This is a genomic window from Caballeronia glebae, assembly GCF_001545035.1.
In the GTDB taxonomy this organism is placed as follows: domain Bacteria; phylum Pseudomonadota; class Gammaproteobacteria; order Burkholderiales; family Burkholderiaceae; genus Caballeronia; species Caballeronia glebae.
Window position 1 is genome coordinate 1 of record NZ_FCOJ02000084.1, and the last position, 22,359, is coordinate 22,359.

A 22,359-nucleotide genomic window follows, 5' to 3' on the forward strand; every position below is an offset into this window, starting at 1 on the left:
GGTTTGCAGGCCACGGCCGCCCGCGTCGCGATCGGCGAACTTCGTGCGAACCTGATTCAGCACCGAATGCAGATTGCCGATCGATTGCCCGACGACGAGCGCACGCGCATCGTCGATGGTCTTGCGAATGTTTTCGCCGCCCGGCACTTCGCCAACGCCCGTGTTACCCGCGCTGTCCTTCAGGATCACGATGTTGCGCGTGAAGAACGGGCCATGCGCGCCCGAAAGGTTCATGAGCATGCTGTCGCGCCCGGCGACCGGCACGACGCGCAATTCGGTGACTGTGGGAGTAGCGTTCGATTTGACTGCGTTCGTAGACATGAGCATGACCCTTTGATAGTGATACGTTGTCTGACGACATTGTACGACGACCATCTTCTACGGCCAACAACGCGTTTACCCTTTGTGCGTAGAGCTCTTATGGCTCATGCGTTTGCCGCCTTTTACATCGTAGCGCCCGACTGGGTCAGCACCTCGGCCAAGACATCTGACAACTCCAATGCTGCGCGCCCGGAAACGACAAAGCCGGCTCGCGCCGGCTTTTGTCGTTCCTGCCTGAGACCGAAAGTTACTCCGCTTTCTGCCCGATCTCGTGATTCGCCATGATTTCGAGCGCGCGCACCATGCCAGAGTGATCCCAGGCCTTGCCGCCGTGCGCGGCGCACGCATTGAACAACTGCATGCAGTTCGACGTGTTCGGCAGCGCGACACCGAGCGATTGCGCCGTCGCGAGCGCGAGGTTCAAATCCTTCTGATGCAACTCGATGCGAAAGCCCGGATTGAACGTGCGCTTCGTCATACGCTCGCCGTGCACTTCGAGAATGCGCGACGACGCGAAGCCGCCCATCAGCGCGGTGCGGACCTTTTCGGCGTCGACGCCGGCCTTCGACGCGAGCAGCAGCGCTTCGCCGACCGCCTCGATGGTCGCCGCGACGATCACCTGATTCGCGACCTTGCAGACCTGACCCGCGCCGACTTCGCCGATGAGCGAGATGTTCTTGCCCATCATGTCGAAGAGCGGCTTGACCTTGTCGAACGTGGCTTGCGCGCCGCCGACCATGATCGTGAGCGACGCGGCCTTCGCGCCGACTTCGCCGCCGGAAACGGGCGCATCGAGATAATCGGCGCCCTTCTCGCGCACTTTCGCCGCGAACTCGCGCGTGGCGATCGGCGAAATCGAACTCATGTCGACGACGATCTGCCCGCTCTTCAGCTTGCTCGCAACGCCGTTCTCGCCGAACAGCACGCGCTCGACGTCCGGCGTGTCCGGCACCATGATGAAGATGACCTCGGCCTGCGCGGCGACGTCCGCGGGCGAATCGCAGGCCGTGGCGCCCGCGCCGGTCAGCTCGGCGGGCACGCCGCTACGCGTGAATGCCGCGAGCTGGACGCCGTTCTTGAGAAGATTGGCCGCCATGGGATTGCCCATGATGCCCAGTCCGATAAAGCCTGCCTTTTGCATGTATCGCTCCTTGATGTCGATTTTCGGTGTCGGCCCGGTCGTGCGCGACGCGTGTCGCGCTCACTCGGGGATGAAATGTTTCCTGATGGCCTGCGCCGCGTTTCTAAGCATGCCCAGATCCGCGCACACGGCGACGAACGTGCTGCCCAGCGCCAGATAGCGCTCGGCGTCTTCCTGCACGGGCGCGAGAATGCCGCTCGGCTTGCCGGCCGCGTGCGCGCGCTCGAATACATGCGCGATGGCCGCCTGCACGTCCGGATGATTCGCGTTGCCGATATGACCGTAAGAAGCGGCGAGATCCGACGGGCCGACGAACAACGCATCGACGCCTTCGACCGCGATGATCTCGTCGATCGCTTCGACCGCCGCGCGGCTCTCGATCTGCACCGCGACGCTGATGTTGTCGTTCGCGACCTGGAAGTAATTCGGAACCGTGCCGTAGCGATTGCCGCGGTGCCCGACCGACACGCCGCGGATGCCCTGAGGAGGATAACGCGTCGCGGCGACCGCGCGCTCGGCGTCGGCGGCGCTGTCGACGAACGGAATCAGGAAATTGACGACGCCGCCATCGAGCAGTTTTTTGATCGCGACGGGATCGTTCGCCTGCGGGCGCACGACGGGCGCGCTCGGGCTGTCTTTGAGCGCCATCAACTGCGGGATGAGCGTGAGGGCGTCATTCGGCGCGTGCTCGGCGTCGAGCAGCATCCAGTCGAATCCGACCACGCCGATGAGCTCGGTGGCGATCGGACTCGCCAGCGACATCCAGCAACCGATCAGCCGCTTGCGTTCGCGCAGCGACGTTCGGAATGTATTGGGCAGCGATTGATACGGTGACGAAGACGGCATGATGCCTCCTGTGACGACGGCGATCTGAATTGGAAAGCGGTACGTCCGAAGGCTTTCTAGTTATCAGACGTCTTAACACAGAGTACCGCTAATTCGTGGGCAAACGACAGGGGCGTTAACCCTGAATTCCTTTGATTTTAGGACATTACCGACAGAAATCATTCGCTCGCGCTTATACGACGTCTTATATCAATGCGCTTCGACCGACAGTACGTGCGGAATTGACGAACGGATTCACCAGCAGGAAGATGCGTTGTCGGACATCCGCAGACATGTGCCCTATTGCGCTCGGAGCGCGAGCCGATGCTAAGCGAAGCGACGACGTCCGACAACGGGCGTAAACGCCGCGCCTCCCAGAACACATTCAATCAGCAGCGAATCAACATGGCCAGTCTCACCGATAAAGTCGTCGCAACCTTGATCGAGGATATCGAACGCGGCGTGCTCCGTCCCGGCGACAAGATTCCGACCGAAGCCGCGTTGATGAAACAGCTATCGGTGAGTCGCTCCGTCGTGCGCGAGGCGGTGTCGCGCTTGCAGGCCGCGAACGTCGTGGAAACGCGGCACGGCGTCGGAACGTTCGTGCGGTCGTCCGAGGATCGCGAATCGGTGCGTCTCGCGGACGCGGATCTGTCGAACCTGCTGGACATCATGGCGATCATCGAGTTTCGCATCGATCTCGAAGGCGCGGCGGCGGCGTTGGCGGCGGGCCGGCGCACGGAACAGCATCTGAAACAGATTGCAAGCACGCTGGCGCGTTTCGAGGAACAGCTTCAGAACCGCAGCACCGATGTGCTGCAACACGACGTCGAATTTCATTTGCAGATCGCGCGGGCGAGCGGCAATCGCTATTTCTTCGACGTGCTCAGCCAGATGGGACGCGGCGTGAGTCCGCGCACGCGGCTTGGCAAGGCGGGAATCGCGGAGCTGGATCAGATCGAGCGCTTGCGCAGCGTGCTGAGCGAGCACAAGGCGATCTATCAGGCGATCGTGCGTCAGGACCCCGACGATGCCCGCGCCGCTATGCGCATGCACCTGAGCAACAGCCGGGAGCGGTTGAGACATGCGCATGGTGCTGCTGCTTGAAGTCTTGCTGAGCGATGAGGTTTTGGGCAGCGCGGCCACGTTGTCTGAGTTAACAAAAGAATTCGTATGTATACGTAGTAGTAGTTAACAAGCTGCTAACAAATCGGTGGATAACTGCAGATGCGCGTTTTACGTCAGAGGTTTACCGAGCCGACAAGTCCGGTATGGCGGGTCCGGTTTCGGATTGAAGCTGGGACAACTTTCACGTCGTAGCGACGAACGCCGAGTTGTCCAGAAACCGCCAACAGTAAACGCGATGATGTGCCAACAAGGTTGTCCACAGGGCGATGGCTTCGCATGAACCCGAACTCCGCGCGCGGAACGCCGCTCGAAGTGCTCGCCACGTTTCTCAAACTCGGGCTGACGTCGTTCGGCGGGCCGGTCGCGCATATCGGCTACTTCCGCGCCGAATTCGTCGAACGTCGGAAATGGCTCGACGACGCGAGCTTCACCGATCTGGTCGCGCTATGTCAGTTTCTACCGGGGCCGGCGAGCAGTCAGGTGGGAATCGCCATCGGCTTCGCGCGGGCGGGTTGGCTCGGCGCGCTCGCGGCTTGGATCGGCTTCACTTTGCCGTCCGCGATCGCGCTTATCTTGTTTGCCCTCGGAATGGCGCACTGGGCTCAGTTGAGCCACTCGGGAATCGTGCATGGCCTCAAGCTCGCGGCGGTCGCGATCGTCGCGCAAGCGGTGTGGGGCATGAAGACGTCGCTCTGTCCCGATCGTTTGCGCGCCGGCATTGCCGTGGCCGCTGCGTTGATCGTGCTGGAAGCGCCATCGGCGGTCGGACAGTTGTGCGCCATCGGCTTCGGTGGTGTCGTCGGCTGGCGCATGTTGACGCTGAAGCATCTGCCGTCGGCGCAGCATCGGCGTTACGGCATTGGCAGAGCGCAAGGCGCGATTCTGCTCACGGTCTTTTTCGTGCTGCTTGCTTTGCTGCCCGGCCTCGCCAGTTGGACCGGCATGAACTGGCTCAAGATGGCGTCTGTGTTTTATCGGTCCGGCGCGCTCGTTTTCGGCGGCGGACATGTCGTGTTGCCGCTGCTTCAGGCGAGCATCGTGCCAAACGGATGGGTGCCCAATGACGTTTTTCTCGCCGGATACGGCGCAACTCAGGCCGTGCCCGGTCCGCTTTTTACCTTTGCCGCGTTTCTGGGCGCGGTGATGCCCGCGCCGCTGGGCGGATGGATCGGCGGTTTCGCGATGCTCGCGGCCGTGTTCCTGCCCGCGTTTTTGCTCGTGCTCGGTGCTTTGCCGTTTTGGGAGACGCTGCGTCAGCGGGACGCAATACGACGGGCGATGGGCGGCGTGAACGCCGCTGTAGTCGGGATTCTCGGCGCCGCGTTGTATGACCCGGTGTGGACGAGCGCCGTGCATTCGCGCCCGGATGTCGCGCTGGCGCTGATCGCGTTTGGACTTCTTGCTGTCGGACGCGTGTCGCCGGTTATCGTCGTGGCGCTGACAGCACTCGGAGGATGGGCGCTCGGCGCGTGAAAAAAGAAAGGTCCGCGACATGCGGACCTTTGATAGTCGCTGTTCGTCGTCATCGCCGTGATAATACTTCTGCCAATTACCCGGTTTCTCGCGACCATGACTTTTTTCGATTACATCTCGCAGATGTGACCTGACGCCCGCAGAGACGAGTTCGTCCTCCATGTCGGCCGACGCGTACAGCGCTTCGCGAAGGGCGAACGTAACGCCGGACCAACCTTCAAGATTGCGAATCCGTCGTTGACCAAGGCTGCGAGCGCTTCGGGAGTCTGGTAGTCCGTCGAGAGAGCTTCGCATACCATGTCTGGCAACTGTTTCAGAACGCCAGACAAACCGAGTATCCGAAACGAGAAGACCGATGACCCCATCACGTGAAAGTGATGACACTGAGCGAGCAGGCTTTCGCGCACGTTGCCGACGGCGACGTGTCCGAAGAGCCATTGGCGATGTTGTAGACGAAGTCGCGGTCGCCGTTTTCCTTATAGGTAACGAATGCGCTTCCGGGTCGCCGTCTTGATGACCGCAATTCCGGAAACATCTACGCCATCGGCGCGCAGTCGCTCGACGTTGAGTGCGCCGAAATCGTCATCGCCCACGCAACCGATCATGGCGCAAGGGCTGCCGACCTTCGCGACTTGATCGATGAAAATGGCTGGCGCAGCGCTCGCGTAGGGACCGACGAGCATCCCCGGCTCGCGAAACGACTGACCGAGTTGGTCGCCATGATTTCGACGAGGATTTTCACCCATCGTCGGGAATGTAGCCGGACTTCCGGGATTTTTGCTGTTCAGTGTTAACCATGGCGCTTCTTCGTTTGAACGTCGATGCAAACGGCGACGAGGATCGCGAGGCCCTTCACAATCAGTGATAAAAATAAGGAACGCTCATCGGGTTTATGCCGTTAATGATGACGCCAATGATCAGGGCGCCAATCAACGTTCCTACGAAGGTGCCGTATGCGCCGCTCAGACTTGTTCCGCCAGGCACTGCCGCAGCAGTTGCATCCAGTTCATAACCGATGCCTGCGTTAGGCTGTGCCGAATAAAGACGCGATGTCATGAGCACGCCGCCGATGCTTGCCATCAGACCGGAGACCATGAAAATGACAACGCGTAGGCGCGTGACGTTGATACCCGAGTAAAGGGCGACTTCGCGATTGCCGCCAGCCAAATACGCATTTCGGCCGAACACTGTTTTGGACAGGACGAAATGATTCACGATTAGCAAAACACTGAGCACCCACACGCGAATGGGAATGGCCAGTATCGAATCGTTGCCCAACGCGGCGAATTGGTCGTCGTCTATCGAAATAGGCACGCCTGCCGAGGCGATATAGGCGAATCCCCGGAATACACCCATCGTCGCAACAATGACGTCATCAAGCAGAATCGAAATCGAGCGGTCTGAGCGCAATGCTGAGCATTCCCTCGTTCATTCGCGGCGTACCGGTCCCGGGCTTGCATGTTTGATTCTCCTTCCCCACAGCCCCAGAAGAAGTCTAGCAAAGGCTTCGATGCCTTCTTGCTCCCAAGCTCTCACAAGCGACAACCGCCATTGTTGCTCCACTAGCTTCACTGGTCGTCCGTTGGACAACCGACAAAGCCAGCCATTACCCGAAAATCCTCACCAAAACCAGCAGAAAAGACAGAAATCGATGCACACGACTAGCGTTTCGGTGCTTCAAGGTTGGGTCAGTTTTAGATGAAAATCGTCGGTCAGTTTCCAGTGGAAATCAACGACCGCCTGGACGTTCTCACCGACAGCCTTCAAACGCTCCAAATGCGGCGCGAGAGCCATAATTCTCCCTCTGCCAAGCGGAGTCGCAGTTCAGAAGAGTACCGGCCGGACACCAAGACCGACCCATGTCGACCGAGCACGCGAGCTAGCTTCTGCACATCACGAGGGCGCTTGTGACGAAGCTCCAAATCGCTGAATCTGGCATTCCGTGCCGTCAATGATCGCCACAGCGTGCGGACTGGCTCTGAGTCGACGTATTGCCCGCCTCTCGCCGGATTCGCGCCGCGAGCGCTTCTGAGGGATGCTCGTAGGTCCTGCAGTAGCTCACGGCTGGCACCCGTTCGGGCAGGTAATCTTCGAGAATCGGCTTCGCGTCACCCAGAAACAGATTGTCTTGAACTGCCAAAAAGGCGCGGTAGTCGCGTGAATAGCCGTACTTCTTCGCTCCCGCCTCATAGCGCTTGCGGTCCGCTTCGCCGTTTGCGAGCGCGCTGCGCGCGGGCGAGTCGGCGATATATTTGCAGTAACTCGCCTCGACACCCTCCACGGTGGAGAAAAAGGGTGGCTCCTTGCATGAACGGACCGACGAATTCGCGAAGATATTTCCCTCTATCACGGCTTTTGCTTCAAGACCAAAGCTCATGCCGTAAAAATCCCAGTTTTCAAGCAGGTTGTTATAGAAATGGACTGTGCCGAACTGCGCGCGCGGATTACGTTGGACCGTATCGACGAAATAGTTGTGATGCATCGTGACGCGCGCTACGGCGTCCCGATCAAAGTTCGCAAAGAGGTTGTCGGACGTGATGTTGTTGATGAGCATCACCTTGTTGTCATCGTGGAATTTCACCCAGGACACGGTGACATCCGTCGCTCCGTTCTTCACGTTCACGAGTCGTGCAGAAAAACGCGATAAATCGAGATGATCGATCCAGATCTGATGGGAGGCGTTAGCGATATCGACCGCTTGCGTGAAAGTTCGATTGCGGCCGTCGATCGTCAGATGCGTGAGGATGACGTTGGAACTACGATAGACGCCAAAGCCATAATCGAGCAACGTCACCTTGTGGCCGCGACCGTCGACGGTTACGTTCGATGGCACGCGAAGTTGCGACTTGAGTTCGATTGTCATGTTTCCGGCGAAGCGTATCCAGGTCGGCGTCCTGGCATGGAGGAGCGCGTCGCGCAACGTGCCGGGACCCTCGTCTTCCTGCGACGACACGATCACCAATTGCCCACCGGCGCCGCCTGTCGCATCCCGACCATATCCTTCGCGAATGGAGAGAAGTGATGACACCGTCGCGCAGCCTTCACTGGCGACGCTGCAATTGGCATTCTCGACAGCATGGACCCGAGTGAACAGGCACATGCCGAGCAATACCACTGTGCCGATACGTTTCCTAAGCGCGCCTGACGCGCGATGGTGCTTCATTCGCGATCTCCGTTCTCGAAATTCATAGCGCTAATACGCACGTGTCGCCCGATGGTTATCGGGAAAGTCGCTCGATGTACCAGGGCAGCGCTTCGACCATCCCGGCGCGCAAATCCACGAGCGGCTCGAAGGCCATCTCGCTACGGGCTTTAGACACGTCGGCCTGCGAATGACGAACATCGCCCGCGCGGAAATTGCCGTAAATCGGCTCCTGCCGATATTCGATGCCATGCGCTGAAAGTCCGTCCCTGATCACGAGAAAAAGATCATTCAGCGTTGCGCGCCCGCCGACCGCCACGTTGTACACCGTACTCGTGGTCAACTTGTCGCGTAACGCCGCGCGCAGATTGGCCTGCACGACATTGCCCACGTAGGAAAAGTCGCGGCTGGTGGCGCCGTCGCCATTTATCTGGACTGCCTCGTTGCCGAGCATCGCGGAAATCCATTTCGGAATAACGGCGGCATAGGCACCGTACGGATCCTGGCGCGGTCCGAACACGTTGAAATAGCGCAATCCGATCGACGCGAAACCATAGGTTCTTGCGTATACGCCGGCGTAAATCTCGTTGACGAGCTTGGTCACCGCGTAAGGCGACAGCGGGTTGCCGATGCGGTCTTCACGCTTGGGAAGGTTCGGTTCATCGCCATAGGTCGAACTCGACGCGGCATATACGAACCGCTGCACGCCGGCTCGCCGCGACGCATCCAGCATGTTGAGAAACCCGGACGTGTTCACATCGTTGGTTGCAATCGGGTCGTTCACCGAGCGCGGCACCGAACCGAGGGCCGCCTGATGCAATACGTAATCGATTCGTTCGACCGCACTCTCACACGCGCGTAGTTCGCGAATGTCGGCCTGAAAGAACGTAAAGCGCTGCCAGTTGGTTTCGCCGACGCGTGATCTGACCTCATCCAGATTGCGCTGGTGTCCGGTGGCGAAGTTATCCATGCCGCGCACGTGCTGGCCAAGCAAAAGCAGCACCTCGACGAGATTCGAGCCGATGAAGCCGGCCGCGCCCGTCACGAGCCAGATGTAGCGCCTGGAAAGCAGACAATTGCGCAGCGTCGTTTGCGTCGCATCGTTCAACCAGGATGGTAGCGCCGGATGCCTGGCATCGAGTATTTCAATTTGTGTTCTGTTCATGTTTCCGTCGATCGTGAGGGTTCGATTGCATTATTGATGCGCTCGAAAATCATTCTTCGAGCGATCAGCGCGGCGGACGTGCCGCCACAAGCCACCGCTCAGTCGCAGGTTCTCCGGTGAACCGGACAACTGTTCGCGCAGCAGCGAAAGGTAGGTGCTCTGCCAGCGCAGAGCGTAGTCTTCGACGTCTTCGCCGCGACGCGGCTCAGGAAGCATGGCGAGCGTCGGCACGACCTTGCCGTTTTTCCATCGCGGTACATAGAAGATGGAGGGCATACCCAAACGATGAGCCGTCCGGGCCGCGAAGCTTGAATAGGTGATTTCCTGCCCTTCGAACGTGATGCGTGGTGCAGATGGACTGGGCGCGCCGTCTATGGCCAGACAGACTGCCAATCCTGCGTCGAGTGCGCGCAGACACTGTTTGGCGACCTGTGTTTCCGTCTGATCGGCCGTCGAAATCAGCGCCGACGCATACGAGGCACGGGCAACGCTTGGCATGCTCGCCAGCCATCGCGATGGAATACCCAGAAGTTCGAGCGCCATCAGGCCCGCATACATCGGCCCGACGTGTGCGGTCGCGATCAGAAAGCCCTTGTTTTGCGAACGAATGGGTTCGAGAAAGCGCTCGGCCTCGTCGAGATCGCCGAGCACGGCCATCGCCTCTTCCGCCTTGTCCTCTCGGCATTCCAGCCATTCGAGCAGCAGATGATCGACCAGATAGCCCCAGCAGGCAGCCCGCTCCCAGGCTGTGCGATCCATCGCCGGACTATCTTCACGCAGCGACCACGCCCAGTCGAGGCGCGCCCGCGGCACCGGTGCACCATCGATTTTTTCCTCGAGCTGTGACAAGGCATCCGCGAAACTGTCCGGGAGCGCATCGGCGCGTTTGCGGAGATACGCGTCGTACAGCGAACCGGCCTCGTCGTCGCGTCCTGCCTGCGAAAGCGCAGCGATCGCGAGCCGCTGCCAGCGCGAACGCTCTGGCTGGACCTTCACCAGCTTCAGGAGCGTTTCAGCGGCTTCTTTGTATCGTCCGCTGTGACGATATGCGCGGGCAAGCATCGCGCGAGGATGATCGAGGTTTGGCGCGAGTTCGCAAGCGTGTTGCAACGGCGCGATCGCGTCGACATAGCGGCCGACGCCAAGCAGGCATTTGCCGTGGAGCGAGGCGAGGCGCACGTCGTCGGGCGCGAGCAACACACCTTGCTCGAAATGTTCCAGCGCCGATACGGCACGATCGTCGCGTGCGCCGCGCGCGAGATACGCCTGACCCAATTGCGAGCGTAACGCGGCGCCGTCGAATCCTCCTTGCAGCGCACGTTCGCCTGCAGCGATTGCCGCATCGAAGCGATCGTCGCCGAGCAAGGACTGCACGACGCCAGCTGCAACACGTTCGTTGCGGAACAGCGACGGATCGAGGCGCGCGGCAGCACGTGCCGATGTCGCCTTTTGTCCGCCCCGCGTCAGCGCCATGAGCCACACGTGCGCGCTCTCGTTGTCGTCGACGACCAACTCGATGGTGTCGGATGCTATGTGCGCCGCGTCGTCGATCAGGCCAGCCTGCAACCGCAACAAAATGCGCGCCGCATGAAGGCTTGTATCGCCTGGCGAGTGCGTTTCGGCGGCATCGGCGTGAGCAATGGCTTCGTCCCACCGGCCAAGGCGACCGAGGATGCTCGCGAGCAGGCGGCGATCATCCAGCGAGTCCGGCCAAGCATCGAGCGCGAGTTGCAATGCGGCGACGGCCGCGTTCGAGGCCTTTGAGCGCGTCAGCGGCGAAATGACCAGACGTCGCCAGTCCAGGCGCACATCGGCGGCCCGCAATTGATCGGCGTCGAGTTCGGCAATGCCAGCGGTCGGATCGTCTTCCGAACGGATTCTCGCGATCGCGCGATACACGCTCGCCGTTGGGTCCGGCGCTTCGCCCTTGTCCACAGCGGCCGCGAACGCGGCAAGGCCCGCGTGCCAATCGCCTGCGCGTACGGCCGTCCTGCACGCGCCGAATGCCGACTCGTGCGACGGGGGCGGCGTGGACGCCTGCAGCGCCTTATCCATGACGCAGTTCCCGCAACGAAGATTTTCCAATGCGAAGCACGAGGGCGAGCGCGAAACCGCACGCCAGCGCTTCGAGCATGAGCAACGATTTTCTGGGACTCGTCGGCAGTTCGCTCGAAAGAGGCTTCGCGATCACGCTCAAGTAGCGTTGCAGCCGCAGCGACCCGGTGAACGCTTGCTGATAGTTCTGTTGAGCGGCTTGCAGATTGGAATCAGCGAAAGTCTGCGCGTTCTTCAGTTCCTCATATTCCCTGATGAGGCTCGCTTCCGTCTTGCCTTGCCCACTCATTCGCCGACGTGTCTCGCCTAAACGCTTCTGCAATGCTGCGACCTGTTCGGTCGCGGGCCGCAGCATAGGATGGTCGGGATTGTTTAGCGCGCGCACTTTATCGAGTGTGATTCGAGCGGCATTCAGTTCGGTTTCGATTTGAGCGACCAGCCCGAGCAGCATCGCGGCGTCGGCGGACGGGTCGATGTTTCCGTGCTGGACACGCCAGTCGGCCAACTGGGCGCGAGCGCCTTTCGCCTCACGCTCGGCCATGGTCACCGCCTGCCGGCTGATCTTCAACGCGTCGGCCAGTCCTTTCTCGTCCATTCGATTGACAAAGTCCTGCGCGATGTCCAGCAACGCCTCGGAAATCGCCGCAGCGTCGCGAGCGGAAAAGGCGCTGATTGTCATCACATCGACCTGCTCCATCATGTTGTACGAGACTTTCACAGCCGCACGATAGGCGCGAAACAGGTCGTCCTCGTTGGCGTTGGGCGCGAGGCGGTTGACGAGATCGAGTCCCGTGTAGGCAAGACGCGAACGCAAGTCGATCTTCTTGTCCAGTCGCTGCATACAGTCTCGTGAACTCAGAAAATCGCTGACCGCCCAGCCGTCGACAAAGCCGCCCGCGATGCCCGAGCCGTCGCCTGTCGCAAGCAGGCTCGTAACGCCCCCGGTAGGCATACCGGAACTCGAGCGCACGGAGAATCGCGAATCCGCCGTGTAGCGAGGGACGGCGATGAAGGTCGCATAGATCAGACTCAGGAAGACTGGAGCGATGATTACCGACATGGAGATAAACCGACCGCGACGTCGCTCACGCCACGCTCTTTCGCGCTCGCGACTTCGCATCTCGATGGAGGCTTCGCCGTCAGACTCCGAAGGTTCCTGCGGTACCGGCAAGGAGGTCGAACGCCTCTCCGCCGTCGCCGGATTCGCTTCTTGATCGTCGCGCCGGGAAGCGGCGGATGCACTCGTCGAGGCCATCGTCGATTCGAAAGCTGGATCGTTCATAAACCAAACCCTTGGTGCAGTACTCCGCCATTTGCTTTTGACGGGAGGTGGAAAGTATCAGCGTTCTGCCGATCAGACGTTTCTCGAACAACGCCAGCCAGAGACGAGTGAAACGACATGGTTCGAACGGAATGGCGCCCTCGATCACATACACGTCGAAGGCAGGCGTCAAGCCAAGGGCCAGCGAGAACTCCTGACGAGTGAAGAGCGGCCAGTGCTCTATAGGTCTCGACAGATGATCGGGCTTCGTCAACAAATCTGCGACCAGTTCGAAGGATAACTTCGCATCGACGCCATAGAGCGACGACACGAAATCCACCATGCGTCGTCCATTGACTTTGCCGCGAATGAAAGCCTGTCGTCCGAGCGGCCACGAGACGAGTCCGCTATGCCGCACGAACCCTTCCGTCGGCGGGCGCAGGCCCGTGAGCACATCGATCAGCGACCGATGCAGCTCCGGGGTACGCGACAGCAGCGCATATCGCCCCTTCGGTATCGAGAGGTCCGCGTTCAGCAGGAGGGGCGTGGTCGAACCGAAAAGTTTCGGCGAATCGCTGACATTGAAAAGATCGATCATGAGCTGACCCTACATTGGCTGTACGCGGCTTCGCGCGAACCGCTCCGCAACCAGCGCGATGACGACCATGAACACAAGCGTCGTCAGAAAGTACGACAGGCTGGCGTCAGTGGAACGGTAGCTGCCGAAGTAAGCGGAGCGCAGCAACTGCATGCCATGAGCAAGGGGCGACCAAAGAAAGTAAGGGCGATATTGAGCCGGCAATTGCTCGGAGACGAAAAACACCGAACTGAAAATTTCGAGGAATCGTTCTATGACGGGCGCGAGCCTCAGAATGAAATGCCACCTCGTGGCTGCCGCCCCAAACGCCACGCCCATCGAGGCGCCACCGATAGCCATCGCCACGACACAAAGCACGAATGCGGGCCAATGGACCGGAAGACTCACCAGATTGAAGCTGTGTCCGACCGTAATCAGCAAGCCGAACACAAACAGGTAAATGCAAAGAAACATCGCCGCCTGGACGAGCGCGCACATCAGGGGCGTCACACCCGGCAAGTTCAACAGTCCCCTCGCCGACACGTAGCCGGTGCTGCTGCGGAAGATAATCTGTCGAAACATGATCCATGTGGTCGCGCCGGTCATGGAGAACGTCGGAACATCCATGCCAAGTACGAAATGTGTTCCGGTGAGGAAGTACAACGACGAAATGAGCGTAAGCAGCACCGACGGACCGAGTAGCGCCCAGATCAAAGCAAAGCGGCTTTCCGCATGCATCGTATGCAGTTGTAGGGCGAGCAAGGGCAGCAATGCCGAGAGCCTTGAGCGCTCGCCGTGCAACGTCCGAGTGTTTTGCTTGGCATGAAGCAAGTCGACTCGTGCGCGCAGAATGCTCAGGTCGGCCGCCTCCTGGGGAACAAGTTGCGGCAGCAAAGGCAAATCGCTCTGCAGTGCAAGCCGGCGCGCGTCCTGCTTTTCCTGCTCGCGGCGCCGTTGCGCGCGCTTGTCGAATGCAGATGTCAGCCGGGCATCGTCCGTCGCCAGTCTCTCGGGCCGATAGCTTGCGGCGTACACGTCGAGTCCGGCGCGGAGATCCATCTCCACAAGGCGGATGATTGTTCGCAAGCGACGCGAGCAGAAATCGGCTTCTTCCTGACTCAGTGCGGCGCGTGATGTCTGAAGCTGCAACTTGCACTGCAGCGCTTCATAGACCGAACGCCGCTCGACTATCGATTCGTTAGCCGACGCGCGCAACGCATCTAGCACACAGCGCAGCGGGCTGCTCGCCGGCTGCGCCGCTAGCAGCACTTGCAGCAGTCCATCGACGTTGCACGCGTCGCGCGCAGCACGCTCTTGCGACGCGGTCGCGCGCACATACTCCGCCGAACCGGCACCGATCGAGTAGTCGCCCGACTGGCGCCGTGCACGCCACTTCTTGATGCGCTCGTCGTTGCTCATCGAAAGCGATCAGTCCGAAAGTCCGCTAACTGACCGAGCAGTACCAAGCGTCGCACTGAATGTCGACAGCAACTTCTGCACTTGCGTGAAAGGTGCATCGGAGATGAACACCGCATCGCCGTCTCGCACGATGAATTTCCCGGCGAGCGCGATCTGGTCCGGTTTGGTGAAATCGAATTGATAAACGACGGGCCGTTTATCGGCGGACGCTTCTTCGGAAACCACTGAGGAACGCATGAGAAAAACCGCGCGAGGGTTGGCCAGCGAATCGTTAAGCGCGCGCGTATCCCCAAGCGCGTCGAGCAAGCTGTAATTGCGGCTCGCCACCTTGACGCGGCCCTGCACGCCTGTTGCTCCAAGGACGAACAAGCGCTCGGTGATTGTGGATACGATGACGGAATCACCAGGCAGAATCGCGATGTCTTTTGCGTTCTCGCGATATAGATCCGAGAGACGAACGGTCCCCGCGATGCCGCGTCGCTGAACGGTCACGGCCGTTTGCTCGGGATTATTCTGGTTGGGCGCCGCCAAGCCTAACAGACCGCTGAGTCGCGCGGTGTCCGGTCCGACCGGATAGACTCCGGGCTTTTGCAGGTCGCCTTGAATGGTCACTGTCTGACCGCGCCTCGCCGAAGTACGGACGGTCACATCGAACGCCAGCATTAGGCGGCTCCAGCGACGCTCGACAGCATCGTGGAGTTCGGCAGTTGTGCTCCCTGCAGCGTGAATCGTGCCGGCATAGGGCAGGCGGATGTTGCCATGACCATCGAGCACGAACTCGCCAAGATTCGAAGCACCGCCATCGCCGGCCGGAAACACGCCCAGTCCGTCGCGTTCCCATACGGTGATTTCGATGCCATCACCGGCGGCGAGCTTGTCATAAGCCAACGGCTGCGCCATGAGAAGCGCGTCGGGAAACTTCGCGTGATCTATCCGGCGGCTCGCTTCCGCGATTTGCGCGGTAATCGGCGTGAGCACGATGTCGTTGCCGTCGTGCGCTGCCTCGACCTCGCTCAGAAGCGGGCCGCTTCGCGGCAGTCCGCATCCTGTGATCGCGATAGCCGTGCTCATGGCCAAGAGCCACGACGCGATTCGCATCGCCGAGAAAGTTGCCGAAGCACGCGGGCCGCACTTCGTGTAGATCGACATTATCAGTTACCTCTACCGGCAGCCGGGCGCAGGCGCGAACGAGCGACACACATCAGGCTTCGAGCGAATTCTCGAGGAGATCGTCGCGTCCCTCGTTCGCAGTCTGGACCTCGGCTCCCGCGCAGAGCTCGATGAAGCGACCAATCATCGCGTCGACCGAGAACAGCAGGCGTGCGCGTTGCCGAGCGTACTCGTGGCGCGCGCCGTCGGCACGGAAGCTGTCGATCAGGACGGCGAGTTTCTGGCACGCCGAGGCGAGATTCGGCCGGTCGGCGGAATCGAGCAAGTGCCCGGTCACGTCATCGACGAAGCATTCGCCGGCTCCGCCTGCAGGCGTGGCGAGCACTGGAACGCCCAACATCTGCGCTTCGATCAGGACGTTCGGCAAGCCCTCGTAACGGGACAGCAGTAGCTTGGCGCTCATCTTCGAATACCAAAAGCCGACATGCGACGACAGTCCCGCAAACAGGAGCCGTTCGTTCAATCCGAGTTCATCAGCGAGTGCCGATACCTTTTCCTGTAAGCGTCCATCCCCCACCAAGACGAAGCGCGCGTGCGGCCGCATTTTCAGATATCGCGCAGCGAGTTTGATCCACATGAGCGGGCGCTTGTCCGGCTCTAAACGAAACACACCGCCGATCGTTTCGGTCGCATCCTGAGTACTGTTGGCGAACGCCCGCCACTTGCGCTCGTCGCTTTCATCGCCCGCGGTGGAAATGCCGGGCACGCCGTTGTACAGCACATGAAAGCGATCCAATGGTAGGCCAAGCCAGCGTGCGTATTCCTGCGCCGCAGCATGGCTGTTGCTGACAAAGTGAACGCCCGGAATCGCGGCAAGCGCGCGATACATCACGATGTATTCAGGCCGATTACGATCGGTACGAATGTTCGGGGGCAGTCCGCGGAAAACAAGATGGATGGTCGGCACGCCTGCGAGGAGCGCAGCCAACGCACCCAACAGGCAGGTGCCGTCCTGCCATAGGCTCACCACGTCGAAACGACGTTCGCGCAGAAACGGCGTAAGGCGTGTAACGCCATAGCGGACGGGCGCGGGAAGCTTCTCGAGCAGACGCTCCAGCGTGCACGCATCGAGGTGTTGGTGCGCGATCGACACCGCAGGCAAATGATTTATCTCGGTGACGGCGACACTGGCCTCGCGCAACGGTTCGAGGAAAAAGTCGAGCCGATGGTTCGGGTTCGCACGGGAGGCGTCGGAGAATTGCCTGACAATAACTTCGACGTCGCGGATAAGCTCGATACCTTTGCCGTTCGATCGGTTGCCAGAGACGCCACGTTTGCTCGTCTCCCCGTCTGTCGCCGACATGCTCTTCAGATGACACGCGAGACGCGTCAGTTGCCGTTCGGCGCCTCCCGGTCCCAGACTACCCGTCAACAGTGCGATCGATATGCCTTCACTGGAGCGCGTTTGAGGTAGCGAGCGGTTGCGAAACGAAAGAATGGCGTGCTTGAGTGACAGGATTCTTATGTCTTGTCCCTGGAAGCCGGCAGCCGTATCGAGTTGCGAAAAGAACCCGTAATCGTCTGCAATCGATGCCGCCAGTTGTCCCGCCTTTGAATCGGGCGCAAGCGTGGATGCAACCGGAGCGATGGCGTTGTACGCTTCAAACAAGAGTCCGCGCTTGTTGAGTCGCTTGCTGAACGCGACGCGCGGTTCTCGCCGCCCGTGTGTGTCGATGAGGCGCTGAAAGATCAGATCCGAAGCAGCGTGTGCGCGTATATCGGAGAGCAACTCGGCTCGCGCAAGGCCAGCACGCCAGTCTTCGATCACTTCCGGCAGATGACGATCGACCAGCGCGAGCGCCTCGTCGTTTCGTCGCTGCCTGACCAGATGCGATGCGCAATAGCGGACAACGCGCAGATCATCGGGGCATTCGGTCAGCAACGCTGACCATTGCGCATACATGTCAGGAAAGATGGACGCTGCGTCCTTCAGTTTCAGCAACATGAACCGCACCGACGTGTCACGTAGATGCGCGCGTGCAATGTCCTCCGCATGCGCGATGGCTTTTTGGGCAGCCAGCACCGTCGTGCCTGCAGAGACCAAGCGTGAGAGTTCGTCGATGACCGCGTCCAGACTGTCAGCGGACCGCGCGTCGTTCGTTTCGAGAGGATGCACCGTTTTCGGTGACGCGCTGCAGCCGGAATCGAAAGTACGTCCATGTTCTCCGAATGCGGCGGATATGTCTATTTCACTCTTCTCGGTCATATGCATGAGGTGCGGTGCTATCAAACTAAACGGCTGGCGCGAGCGCGCTATCTGCCTCATTCACGTCTTTGGCGCGCTCGATATACGTCAAACACTTTCGAATGCTGCCTTCGATTTGCTCGACGTTGATCGCTTTTTCGCGAAGCGCGTACCAGTAAGGCAGTGCGTGAGCGAAGCGCTGCAAACGCATTGCAGCTGACGCCGCTACCTTCAGACCGACCGGATCGCCGGGGGCCAGGCGCAGGATGGTTTCGCCGATCGTCATGCGCTCGCTGGCACCGTCTACATCAAGCGTTCTAAGCTTTGCGTACAGCGAGATAAGAACGCGTCTTTTCTCTTGCCCGATATCCGAACTGTCATCCTTCGTCTTTTCGATCAGATCAAACAGCTTCCAGGCGTTTTCGTGTTCGCCGTCAGCCAGCATTTCGCGCGCGGCGCGAATGGCTCGGTTGCGGGATAGCCTAAGTTGGCGCTGCGCTTCGTCCCGCGTCGCCTGATCGACGTTATGGTCGATTGCGAGCATCGAATAGGCTTCTTGTGTTTCTTGATAACGCCCGCAGCGAGCTGCCGCGCGCGCGAGGAAGATGCGCGTGGATAGCGTCGCGTCTTGTGCATCGGCCGCCCGGCGCAGATGACGCATGGCAGTTTCCGTATCGCCGAGCGCGTCGGAGGCGCGTCCGAGGAAGCTGTCCAGTTCCGGGAACGGGCAACCGGTCGCCAACGCGGTAACGGCGATAGACACCACTTCCTGATACGACTTTGCAGTGAGTGCAAGACGCGCCGCCTGGCGCAGTCGCAATTCCAGCAGGCGTTTCGCCCGTACTGTCTGGGCCGCTGCCGGCATAACCTGCGCGCTTGCCTGAATGCAATCGGCGGCGACAAGAAGGTCGTCGTTCTGAAGCGCAGCGAGTCCGTCCGAGAGCCATCGTGCAGCCTGTGACACGAGCCATTTGCTCGCGTGCGCAGCTTTGTCGCGCAGTAGGCTGTGCGTGACGCAGAGCGTCGCTGCAGCAAAAGCGTAACCTTGCGATGACGCGCGTTGAGCGAGGTCTAGCGCAACGTGTTCGTCGAGCGAAATGGTAGTTACCGCCAGTGCGATCAAGGCAGCGCGATCTCTCGAACGAAGCCTGGCTTCCCACTGCACGCAATAGCTCGGCGCATGCGACGGCAGTGCGTCGCGTACTTCGTCGGCCCACCGGCTCGCTCCATCAAGGTCCGCTGTTGACGTCAGCAGATCGAGAGCCGCGGTCGCCGCGCCAGGTGGATTCTCCGAGAGACGAAATAGCCGCTTCCAGCCAGCGAGCGCAGTTTCTACGTCACCGAGCTTGGCGGCCGACTCCGCGCTGATACGCAGGATCTCGGGCGTTTCAATTTCGTCGCCGAGCAGGGCCGCCGCGACACGCCCTGCTTCGCCGTATTCGCCGATGGCGAAATTTGCGCGCATCAGCCACTGTTCCGCTCGCTCGTTCAAGCCGCCATCGTTACGTGCGAGTTCCAGCGAAGCGATGACGCTTTCGAAGTCGCCCAACTCAAACTGCATTCGTGCAAGCAAGACTCGGTGAACGAGGGAATTCGGGTGAGCGCGCAAAACCGCGTGCACCCGCTGGGACGCCTCGCGGATCTGCCCCGCGTCCCAAGCCGCTTCGATGCCTTCTGCCGTGTCCAATTTCTGCATGACTGGCGGTTCATCCATGTCCGCGCTGCCCGCACCAGCCGAAACGATGCGCGGCCCGATGAACCGAACATACCAATCCGCGAACAGCTTTTCGGAGAAGCTGTCCGTGTAATGCGTGAGATCGATTCCGTCTTCTTCAAGCGCGTTAACCTGACCCACTTCGCGCATCAGCGTTGTCGGATCGTAGCAAGGTACGCCCATGCACTGCGCGATAGAGCTAACCGTTTCGATCAAACGATGACGCTGCTCGATGACCTTGTTGTCGGGCGTGATCGCATTGATGTGCGTGATGAAGACCAACTTGTCCTTGCCAACCAGGCCTGCGATCTCGCGCATCTCCCGTCCTAGCTCTTCGGTCGACTGCTCACGACGGACGATCTGTGCAAGAAGGTCACGATCGGCTGGCGACAGGCGTATGAATTCCGCGTCGCTGTCGAGCCACGCCCGACGTTCCGACAGCTTCTCCATCGACGCCATCGACCAGAACCTGCGGGTTCTGCGGCGGTCAGCGAAGAAATCGCTGAAGTAGCGTCCCATGTAGTTGATCTGGATTGGATAGCCGTCGACGGAAAGCAGCTTCCTCGACGACACTTCAACCAAATACAAACCAGCCGGCGTGTGAGGCCGCCCATAGATACCGGCCGTCAACCCTGGACGGAACGTCAAGCGTTGAACGCCCTCAGGAATGAGTTGATCGAGTAGCATGAAACGCAACTGTTGCAGAGCTTCGGAACTCGTATGGACGAATCCGTAGTTGCGTCCTAGCTCTGCCTTGACGGGATATCGCTCGCGTCCTTTTCGCAGAGGCGTATGAATGCGACATGTTCCGACGGGCGCGATCGTCAATGATGCTGCTTTCATGACAAGCTGGATAGTCTCGGTGTATCGGACGCCGCTCAGAGGGCGAAGTAATCGGTATCGGCTTTGAGGCGATGCTTGTCGATGGCCGACTTCAAGTCGCAGACAATGCCGCCATCGCCAAGCATGTTGGGCACGTCAGTCCAGAAGGACGACATGATGTCGCGATGTGGCACTGCCAAGATTAGTACATCCAAATTCTTGAGCTGCGACTTTTCGCTTAGCTCGATGCCATATTCGTGCTTCATCTGCGCCTTGTCAGCCATGGGATCGTACGCAATCGGGGAAAGGCCGTAACGCTGCAAACCTCGATAAAGATCCACCACCTTGGAGTTCCGAATATCGGGAACGTTTTCCTTGAACGTCATGCCGAGCACGCCGACTTTTGTCAGAGGCGAAAGACGATGCTTGCTAGCGAGCAACCGAACCAGTCTCGCGGCAACGTGCTCCGCCATTCCGTCGTTGATACGGCGTCCCGCAAGGATTACCTCGGGATGGTAGCCAAGTTCCTGGGCTTTTGACGTCAGATAATACGGATCGACGCCAATGCAATGGCCGCCGACAAGGCCCGGTGTGAAACGAAGGAAATTCCACTTCGTACCTGCCGCTGCGAGCACTTCCGCGGTTGGCACGCCGACGAGGTCACATATCTTCGACATCTCGTTCATCAGCGCAATGTTGATGTCGCGTTGCGTATTCTCGAGCACTTTGGCAGCCTCGGCCACCTTTATCGACGATGCGCGATGCACGCCTGCTTCGATAATGCGGCTATACGTATCAGCAATGATGTCTGCAGACGCGGCGTCCTGGCCCGCGACGATCTTGACGATTTTCTCCAGCGGATGCTCGCGGTCACCCGGATTGATGCGCTCGGGGCTATAGCCCAGTTTGAAATCAATGCCGCAGCGCAAACCCGACGCCTTTTCGAGTTCAGGACCGCAAATGTCCTCAGTGGCGCCCGGATGAACGGTTGATTCGAATACGACGATGCAACCAGGTCGCAGAACCGGCGCGATTAGCTGACAGGCACGAATGAGCAAAGAAAAGTCGGGACTGCATTTCGCGTCGACAGGGGTAGGTACAGCCACGACAAAGAAGTCATACCCAGCCAGATCCGCGACATCGTCGGTGAACCGTATTGTCGATGCAGCGAGTTGTACGCGGTCTATTTCGCAGGTCCAGTCTTCGCCTTCACGCAGGCATTTTATCCGACGGCGATCCAAGTCAAAACCGATTACATCAAAATGCCTTGCGAAAGCAATCGCAACGGGCAATCCGACGTATCCTAAACCACAGACGGCAACTTTTCTTTTTGTCAATTAGACGACTCTTTTTATTGAATGCGGGATCGAATTGAATCTTCGAGGCGCTACTGTGCGAAGTTCGGGATTCTCAGTTCCGGAGACGAAATCAATGCACCGATCCAAAAGTATCGACTTTAGGTCATGCGCGGCGAAAACCTAATATTTAACCCAATGATACTGGTGATGAGCAATCCCAAATAGTCATATTTCTTCGAAAAATGTTGTAATGAGTAAGTGACTGAGCGCATGAACGGAGCGAAGGTGGCTGAAGCTGCTTGAGGTCAGTCGTGCAAGCGAGAAGACGTCGTAACCTGTGCGCGACAGACTATTTCGATAGCGGAATTGCAATCAATTGGAAACAAGGGCGCGCTACTTGTCTTTGCATTCTTGCGAAACCGTTGTGTCATATGCAAACGGCCCTTGGAACAATACTGCCCGACACCTGGGCTGTCTGGCGAGATGTTGAGTCCCCGTGTGATGTGTCGAGACTCAGAGGTGTTAACAGAATGACTTTTTCAGGTGTCGCCAGCATATGATGCAGCAAGCGATTTTCATGAAGGCCTCGTGGATGAAAGCGAGCCGTTCGAAGCGGATGCGCAGTCTGCGGAAGTTGTGAAGCCACGAGATGGTCCGCTCCAC

General features: G+C 59.5%; 17 protein-coding genes and 4 pseudogenes. 3 read left to right on the forward strand and 18 right to left on the reverse strand.

Features of this window, described 5'->3' with window-relative positions; genetic code table 11:
- The 3 genes and pseudogenes from gudD to garL form a co-directional block, all read right to left on the reverse strand.
- A pseudogene (gudD, locus tag AWB82_RS33495) lies at positions 1-321 on the reverse strand (glucarate dehydratase); the annotation flags it as partial.
- Between the two features lie 247 nt (positions 322-568).
- A complete protein-coding gene (locus AWB82_RS33500; RefSeq protein WP_268811050.1) occupies positions 569-1,477 on the reverse strand; it encodes a 2-hydroxy-3-oxopropionate reductase in 909 nt (302 codons plus the stop codon).
- 45 nt (positions 1,478-1,522) lie between these two features.
- A complete protein-coding gene (gene garL / locus AWB82_RS33505) occupies positions 1,523-2,308 on the reverse strand; it encodes a 2-dehydro-3-deoxyglucarate aldolase (protein ID WP_086973587.1) in 786 nt (261 codons plus the stop codon).
- 384 nt (positions 2,309-2,692) lie between these two features.
- On the opposite strand from garL, the gene AWB82_RS33510 reads away from it, so the two are divergent.
- Positions 2,693-3,394, forward strand: a complete 702-nt coding sequence (locus tag AWB82_RS33510) for a FadR/GntR family transcriptional regulator (protein WP_086973598.1) — start codon at positions 2,693-2,695, stop codon at positions 3,392-3,394.
- A gap of 297 nt (positions 3,395-3,691) precedes the next feature.
- Positions 3,692-4,888 carry a chromate efflux transporter gene (gene chrA, locus AWB82_RS33515; protein WP_086973588.1) on the forward strand — a complete coding sequence of 399 codons (1,197 nt, stop codon included), beginning with the start codon at positions 3,692-3,694 and terminating at the stop codon, positions 4,886-4,888.
- Between the two features lie 39 nt (positions 4,889-4,927).
- Here the strand turns inward: chrA and AWB82_RS39280 are convergent.
- The 6 genes and pseudogenes from AWB82_RS39280 to AWB82_RS33550 form a co-directional block, all read right to left on the reverse strand.
- A pseudogene (locus tag AWB82_RS39280) lies at positions 4,928-5,253 on the reverse strand (class II D-tagatose-bisphosphate aldolase non-catalytic subunit); the annotation flags it as partial.
- A 111-nt stretch (positions 5,254-5,364) separates the two neighbouring features.
- Complete coding sequence (locus AWB82_RS38125) at positions 5,365-5,571, reverse strand: PfkB family carbohydrate kinase (protein ID WP_200818259.1); 207 nt, start codon at positions 5,569-5,571, stop codon at positions 5,365-5,367.
- A 175-nt stretch (positions 5,572-5,746) separates the two neighbouring features.
- Positions 5,747-6,298: an ABC transporter permease gene (locus AWB82_RS33535; protein ID WP_235023542.1), complete on the reverse strand. Its 552-nt coding sequence runs from the start codon at positions 6,296-6,298 to the stop codon at positions 5,747-5,749.
- Between the two features lie 538 nt (positions 6,299-6,836).
- Entirely contained in the window at positions 6,837-7,988 is a 1,152-nt protein-coding gene (locus tag AWB82_RS33540) for a polysaccharide lyase family 1 protein (protein WP_086973589.1), read from the reverse strand.
- Positions 7,989-8,106: 118 nt separating this feature from the next.
- The gene (locus tag AWB82_RS33545; RefSeq protein ID WP_086973590.1) at positions 8,107-9,195 is read right to left on the reverse strand and encodes an SDR family oxidoreductase; all 1,089 of its coding nucleotides are present in this window, start codon (positions 9,193-9,195) and stop codon (positions 8,107-8,109) included.
- Positions 9,196-9,225: 30 nt separating this feature from the next.
- Positions 9,226-10,569 (reverse strand): tetratricopeptide repeat protein, encoded by a 1,344-nt coding sequence (locus AWB82_RS33550; protein ID WP_235023546.1) that lies wholly within the window; start codon positions 10,567-10,569, stop codon positions 9,226-9,228.
- Between AWB82_RS33550 and AWB82_RS38680 the strand changes: the two genes are divergently transcribed.
- Positions 10,504-10,959, forward strand: a complete 456-nt coding sequence (locus tag AWB82_RS38680) for a hypothetical protein (RefSeq protein WP_235023547.1) — start codon at positions 10,504-10,506, stop codon at positions 10,957-10,959. The two genes, AWB82_RS33550 and AWB82_RS38680, sit on opposite strands and share 66 nt — an antisense overlap.
- On the opposite strand, the pseudogene AWB82_RS38685 reads toward AWB82_RS38680, so the two are convergent.
- The 9 genes and pseudogenes from AWB82_RS38685 to AWB82_RS36860 form a co-directional block, all read right to left on the reverse strand.
- Positions 10,855-11,250: pseudogene (locus tag AWB82_RS38685) on the reverse strand (hypothetical protein); the annotation flags it as partial. The gene AWB82_RS38680 and the pseudogene AWB82_RS38685 sit on opposite strands and share 105 nt — an antisense overlap.
- Positions 11,243-12,505 (reverse strand): sugar ABC transporter, encoded by a 1,263-nt coding sequence (locus AWB82_RS33555; RefSeq protein WP_235023544.1) that lies wholly within the window; start codon positions 12,503-12,505, stop codon positions 11,243-11,245. The pseudogene AWB82_RS38685 and the gene AWB82_RS33555, both read right to left, overlap by 8 nt.
- Positions 12,390-13,109 carry a P-loop NTPase family protein gene (locus tag AWB82_RS33560; RefSeq protein WP_086973593.1) on the reverse strand — a complete coding sequence of 240 codons (720 nt, stop codon included), beginning with the start codon at positions 13,107-13,109 and terminating at the stop codon, positions 12,390-12,392. The genes AWB82_RS33555 and AWB82_RS33560 overlap by 116 nt, the downstream gene beginning before the upstream one ends.
- Before the next feature lie 9 nt (positions 13,110-13,118).
- Positions 13,119-14,507 carry an ABC transporter permease gene (locus AWB82_RS33565; protein ID WP_086973594.1) on the reverse strand — a complete coding sequence of 463 codons (1,389 nt, stop codon included), beginning with the start codon at positions 14,505-14,507 and terminating at the stop codon, positions 13,119-13,121.
- 9 nt (positions 14,508-14,516) lie between these two features.
- The gene (locus AWB82_RS33570; RefSeq protein ID WP_086973595.1) at positions 14,517-15,656 is read right to left on the reverse strand and encodes a polysaccharide biosynthesis/export family protein; all 1,140 of its coding nucleotides are present in this window, start codon (positions 15,654-15,656) and stop codon (positions 14,517-14,519) included.
- A gap of 52 nt (positions 15,657-15,708) precedes the next feature.
- Positions 15,709-17,889 (reverse strand): glycosyltransferase, encoded by a 2,181-nt coding sequence (locus tag AWB82_RS33575; RefSeq protein WP_235023545.1) that lies wholly within the window; start codon positions 17,887-17,889, stop codon positions 15,709-15,711.
- Between the two features lie 19 nt (positions 17,890-17,908).
- A complete protein-coding gene (locus AWB82_RS33580) occupies positions 17,909-20,419 on the reverse strand; it encodes a hypothetical protein (RefSeq protein WP_086973596.1) in 2,511 nt (836 codons plus the stop codon).
- Between the two features lie 35 nt (positions 20,420-20,454).
- Complete coding sequence (locus tag AWB82_RS33585; RefSeq protein ID WP_086973597.1) at positions 20,455-21,735, reverse strand: nucleotide sugar dehydrogenase; 1,281 nt, start codon at positions 21,733-21,735, stop codon at positions 20,455-20,457.
- Positions 21,736-22,218: 483 nt separating this feature from the next.
- A pseudogene (locus AWB82_RS36860) lies at positions 22,219-22,359 on the reverse strand (IS5/IS1182 family transposase); the annotation flags it as partial.

What these genes read in the sequence shown, in the direction of transcription:
- AWB82_RS33565 (WP_086973594.1), bottom strand. Translation starts at nt 14,507, where the DNA reads ATGAGCAACGACGAGCGCATCAAGAAGTGGCGTGCACGGCGCCAGTCG.
- AWB82_RS33555 (WP_235023544.1), bottom strand. Translation starts at nt 12,505, where the DNA reads ATGGCCTCGACGAGTGCATCCGCCGCTTCCCGGCGCGACGATCAAGAA.
- AWB82_RS33575 (WP_235023545.1), bottom strand. Translation starts at nt 17,889, where the DNA reads ATGCATATGACCGAGAAGAGTGAAATAGACATATCCGCCGCATTCGGA.
- AWB82_RS38125 (WP_200818259.1), bottom strand. Translation starts at nt 5,571, where the DNA reads ATGCTCGTCGGTCCCTACGCGAGCGCTGCGCCAGCCATTTTCATCGAT.
- chrA (WP_086973588.1), top strand. Translation starts at nt 3,692, where the DNA reads ATGAACCCGAACTCCGCGCGCGGAACGCCGCTCGAAGTGCTCGCCACG.
- AWB82_RS33560 (WP_086973593.1), bottom strand. Translation starts at nt 13,109, where the DNA reads ATGATCGATCTTTTCAATGTCAGCGATTCGCCGAAACTTTTCGGTTCG.
- AWB82_RS33545 (WP_086973590.1), bottom strand. Translation starts at nt 9,195, where the DNA reads ATGAACAGAACACAAATTGAAATACTCGATGCCAGGCATCCGGCGCTA.
- AWB82_RS33580 (WP_086973596.1), bottom strand. Translation starts at nt 20,419, where the DNA reads ATGAAAGCAGCATCATTGACGATCGCGCCCGTCGGAACATGTCGCATT.
- AWB82_RS33510 (WP_086973598.1), top strand. Translation starts at nt 2,693, where the DNA reads ATGGCCAGTCTCACCGATAAAGTCGTCGCAACCTTGATCGAGGATATC.
- AWB82_RS33540 (WP_086973589.1), bottom strand. Translation starts at nt 7,988, where the DNA reads ATGTGCCTGTTCACTCGGGTCCATGCTGTCGAGAATGCCAATTGCAGC.
- garL (WP_086973587.1), bottom strand. Translation starts at nt 2,308, where the DNA reads ATGCCGTCTTCGTCACCGTATCAATCGCTGCCCAATACATTCCGAACG.
- AWB82_RS33570 (WP_086973595.1), bottom strand. Translation starts at nt 15,656, where the DNA reads ATGTCGATCTACACGAAGTGCGGCCCGCGTGCTTCGGCAACTTTCTCG.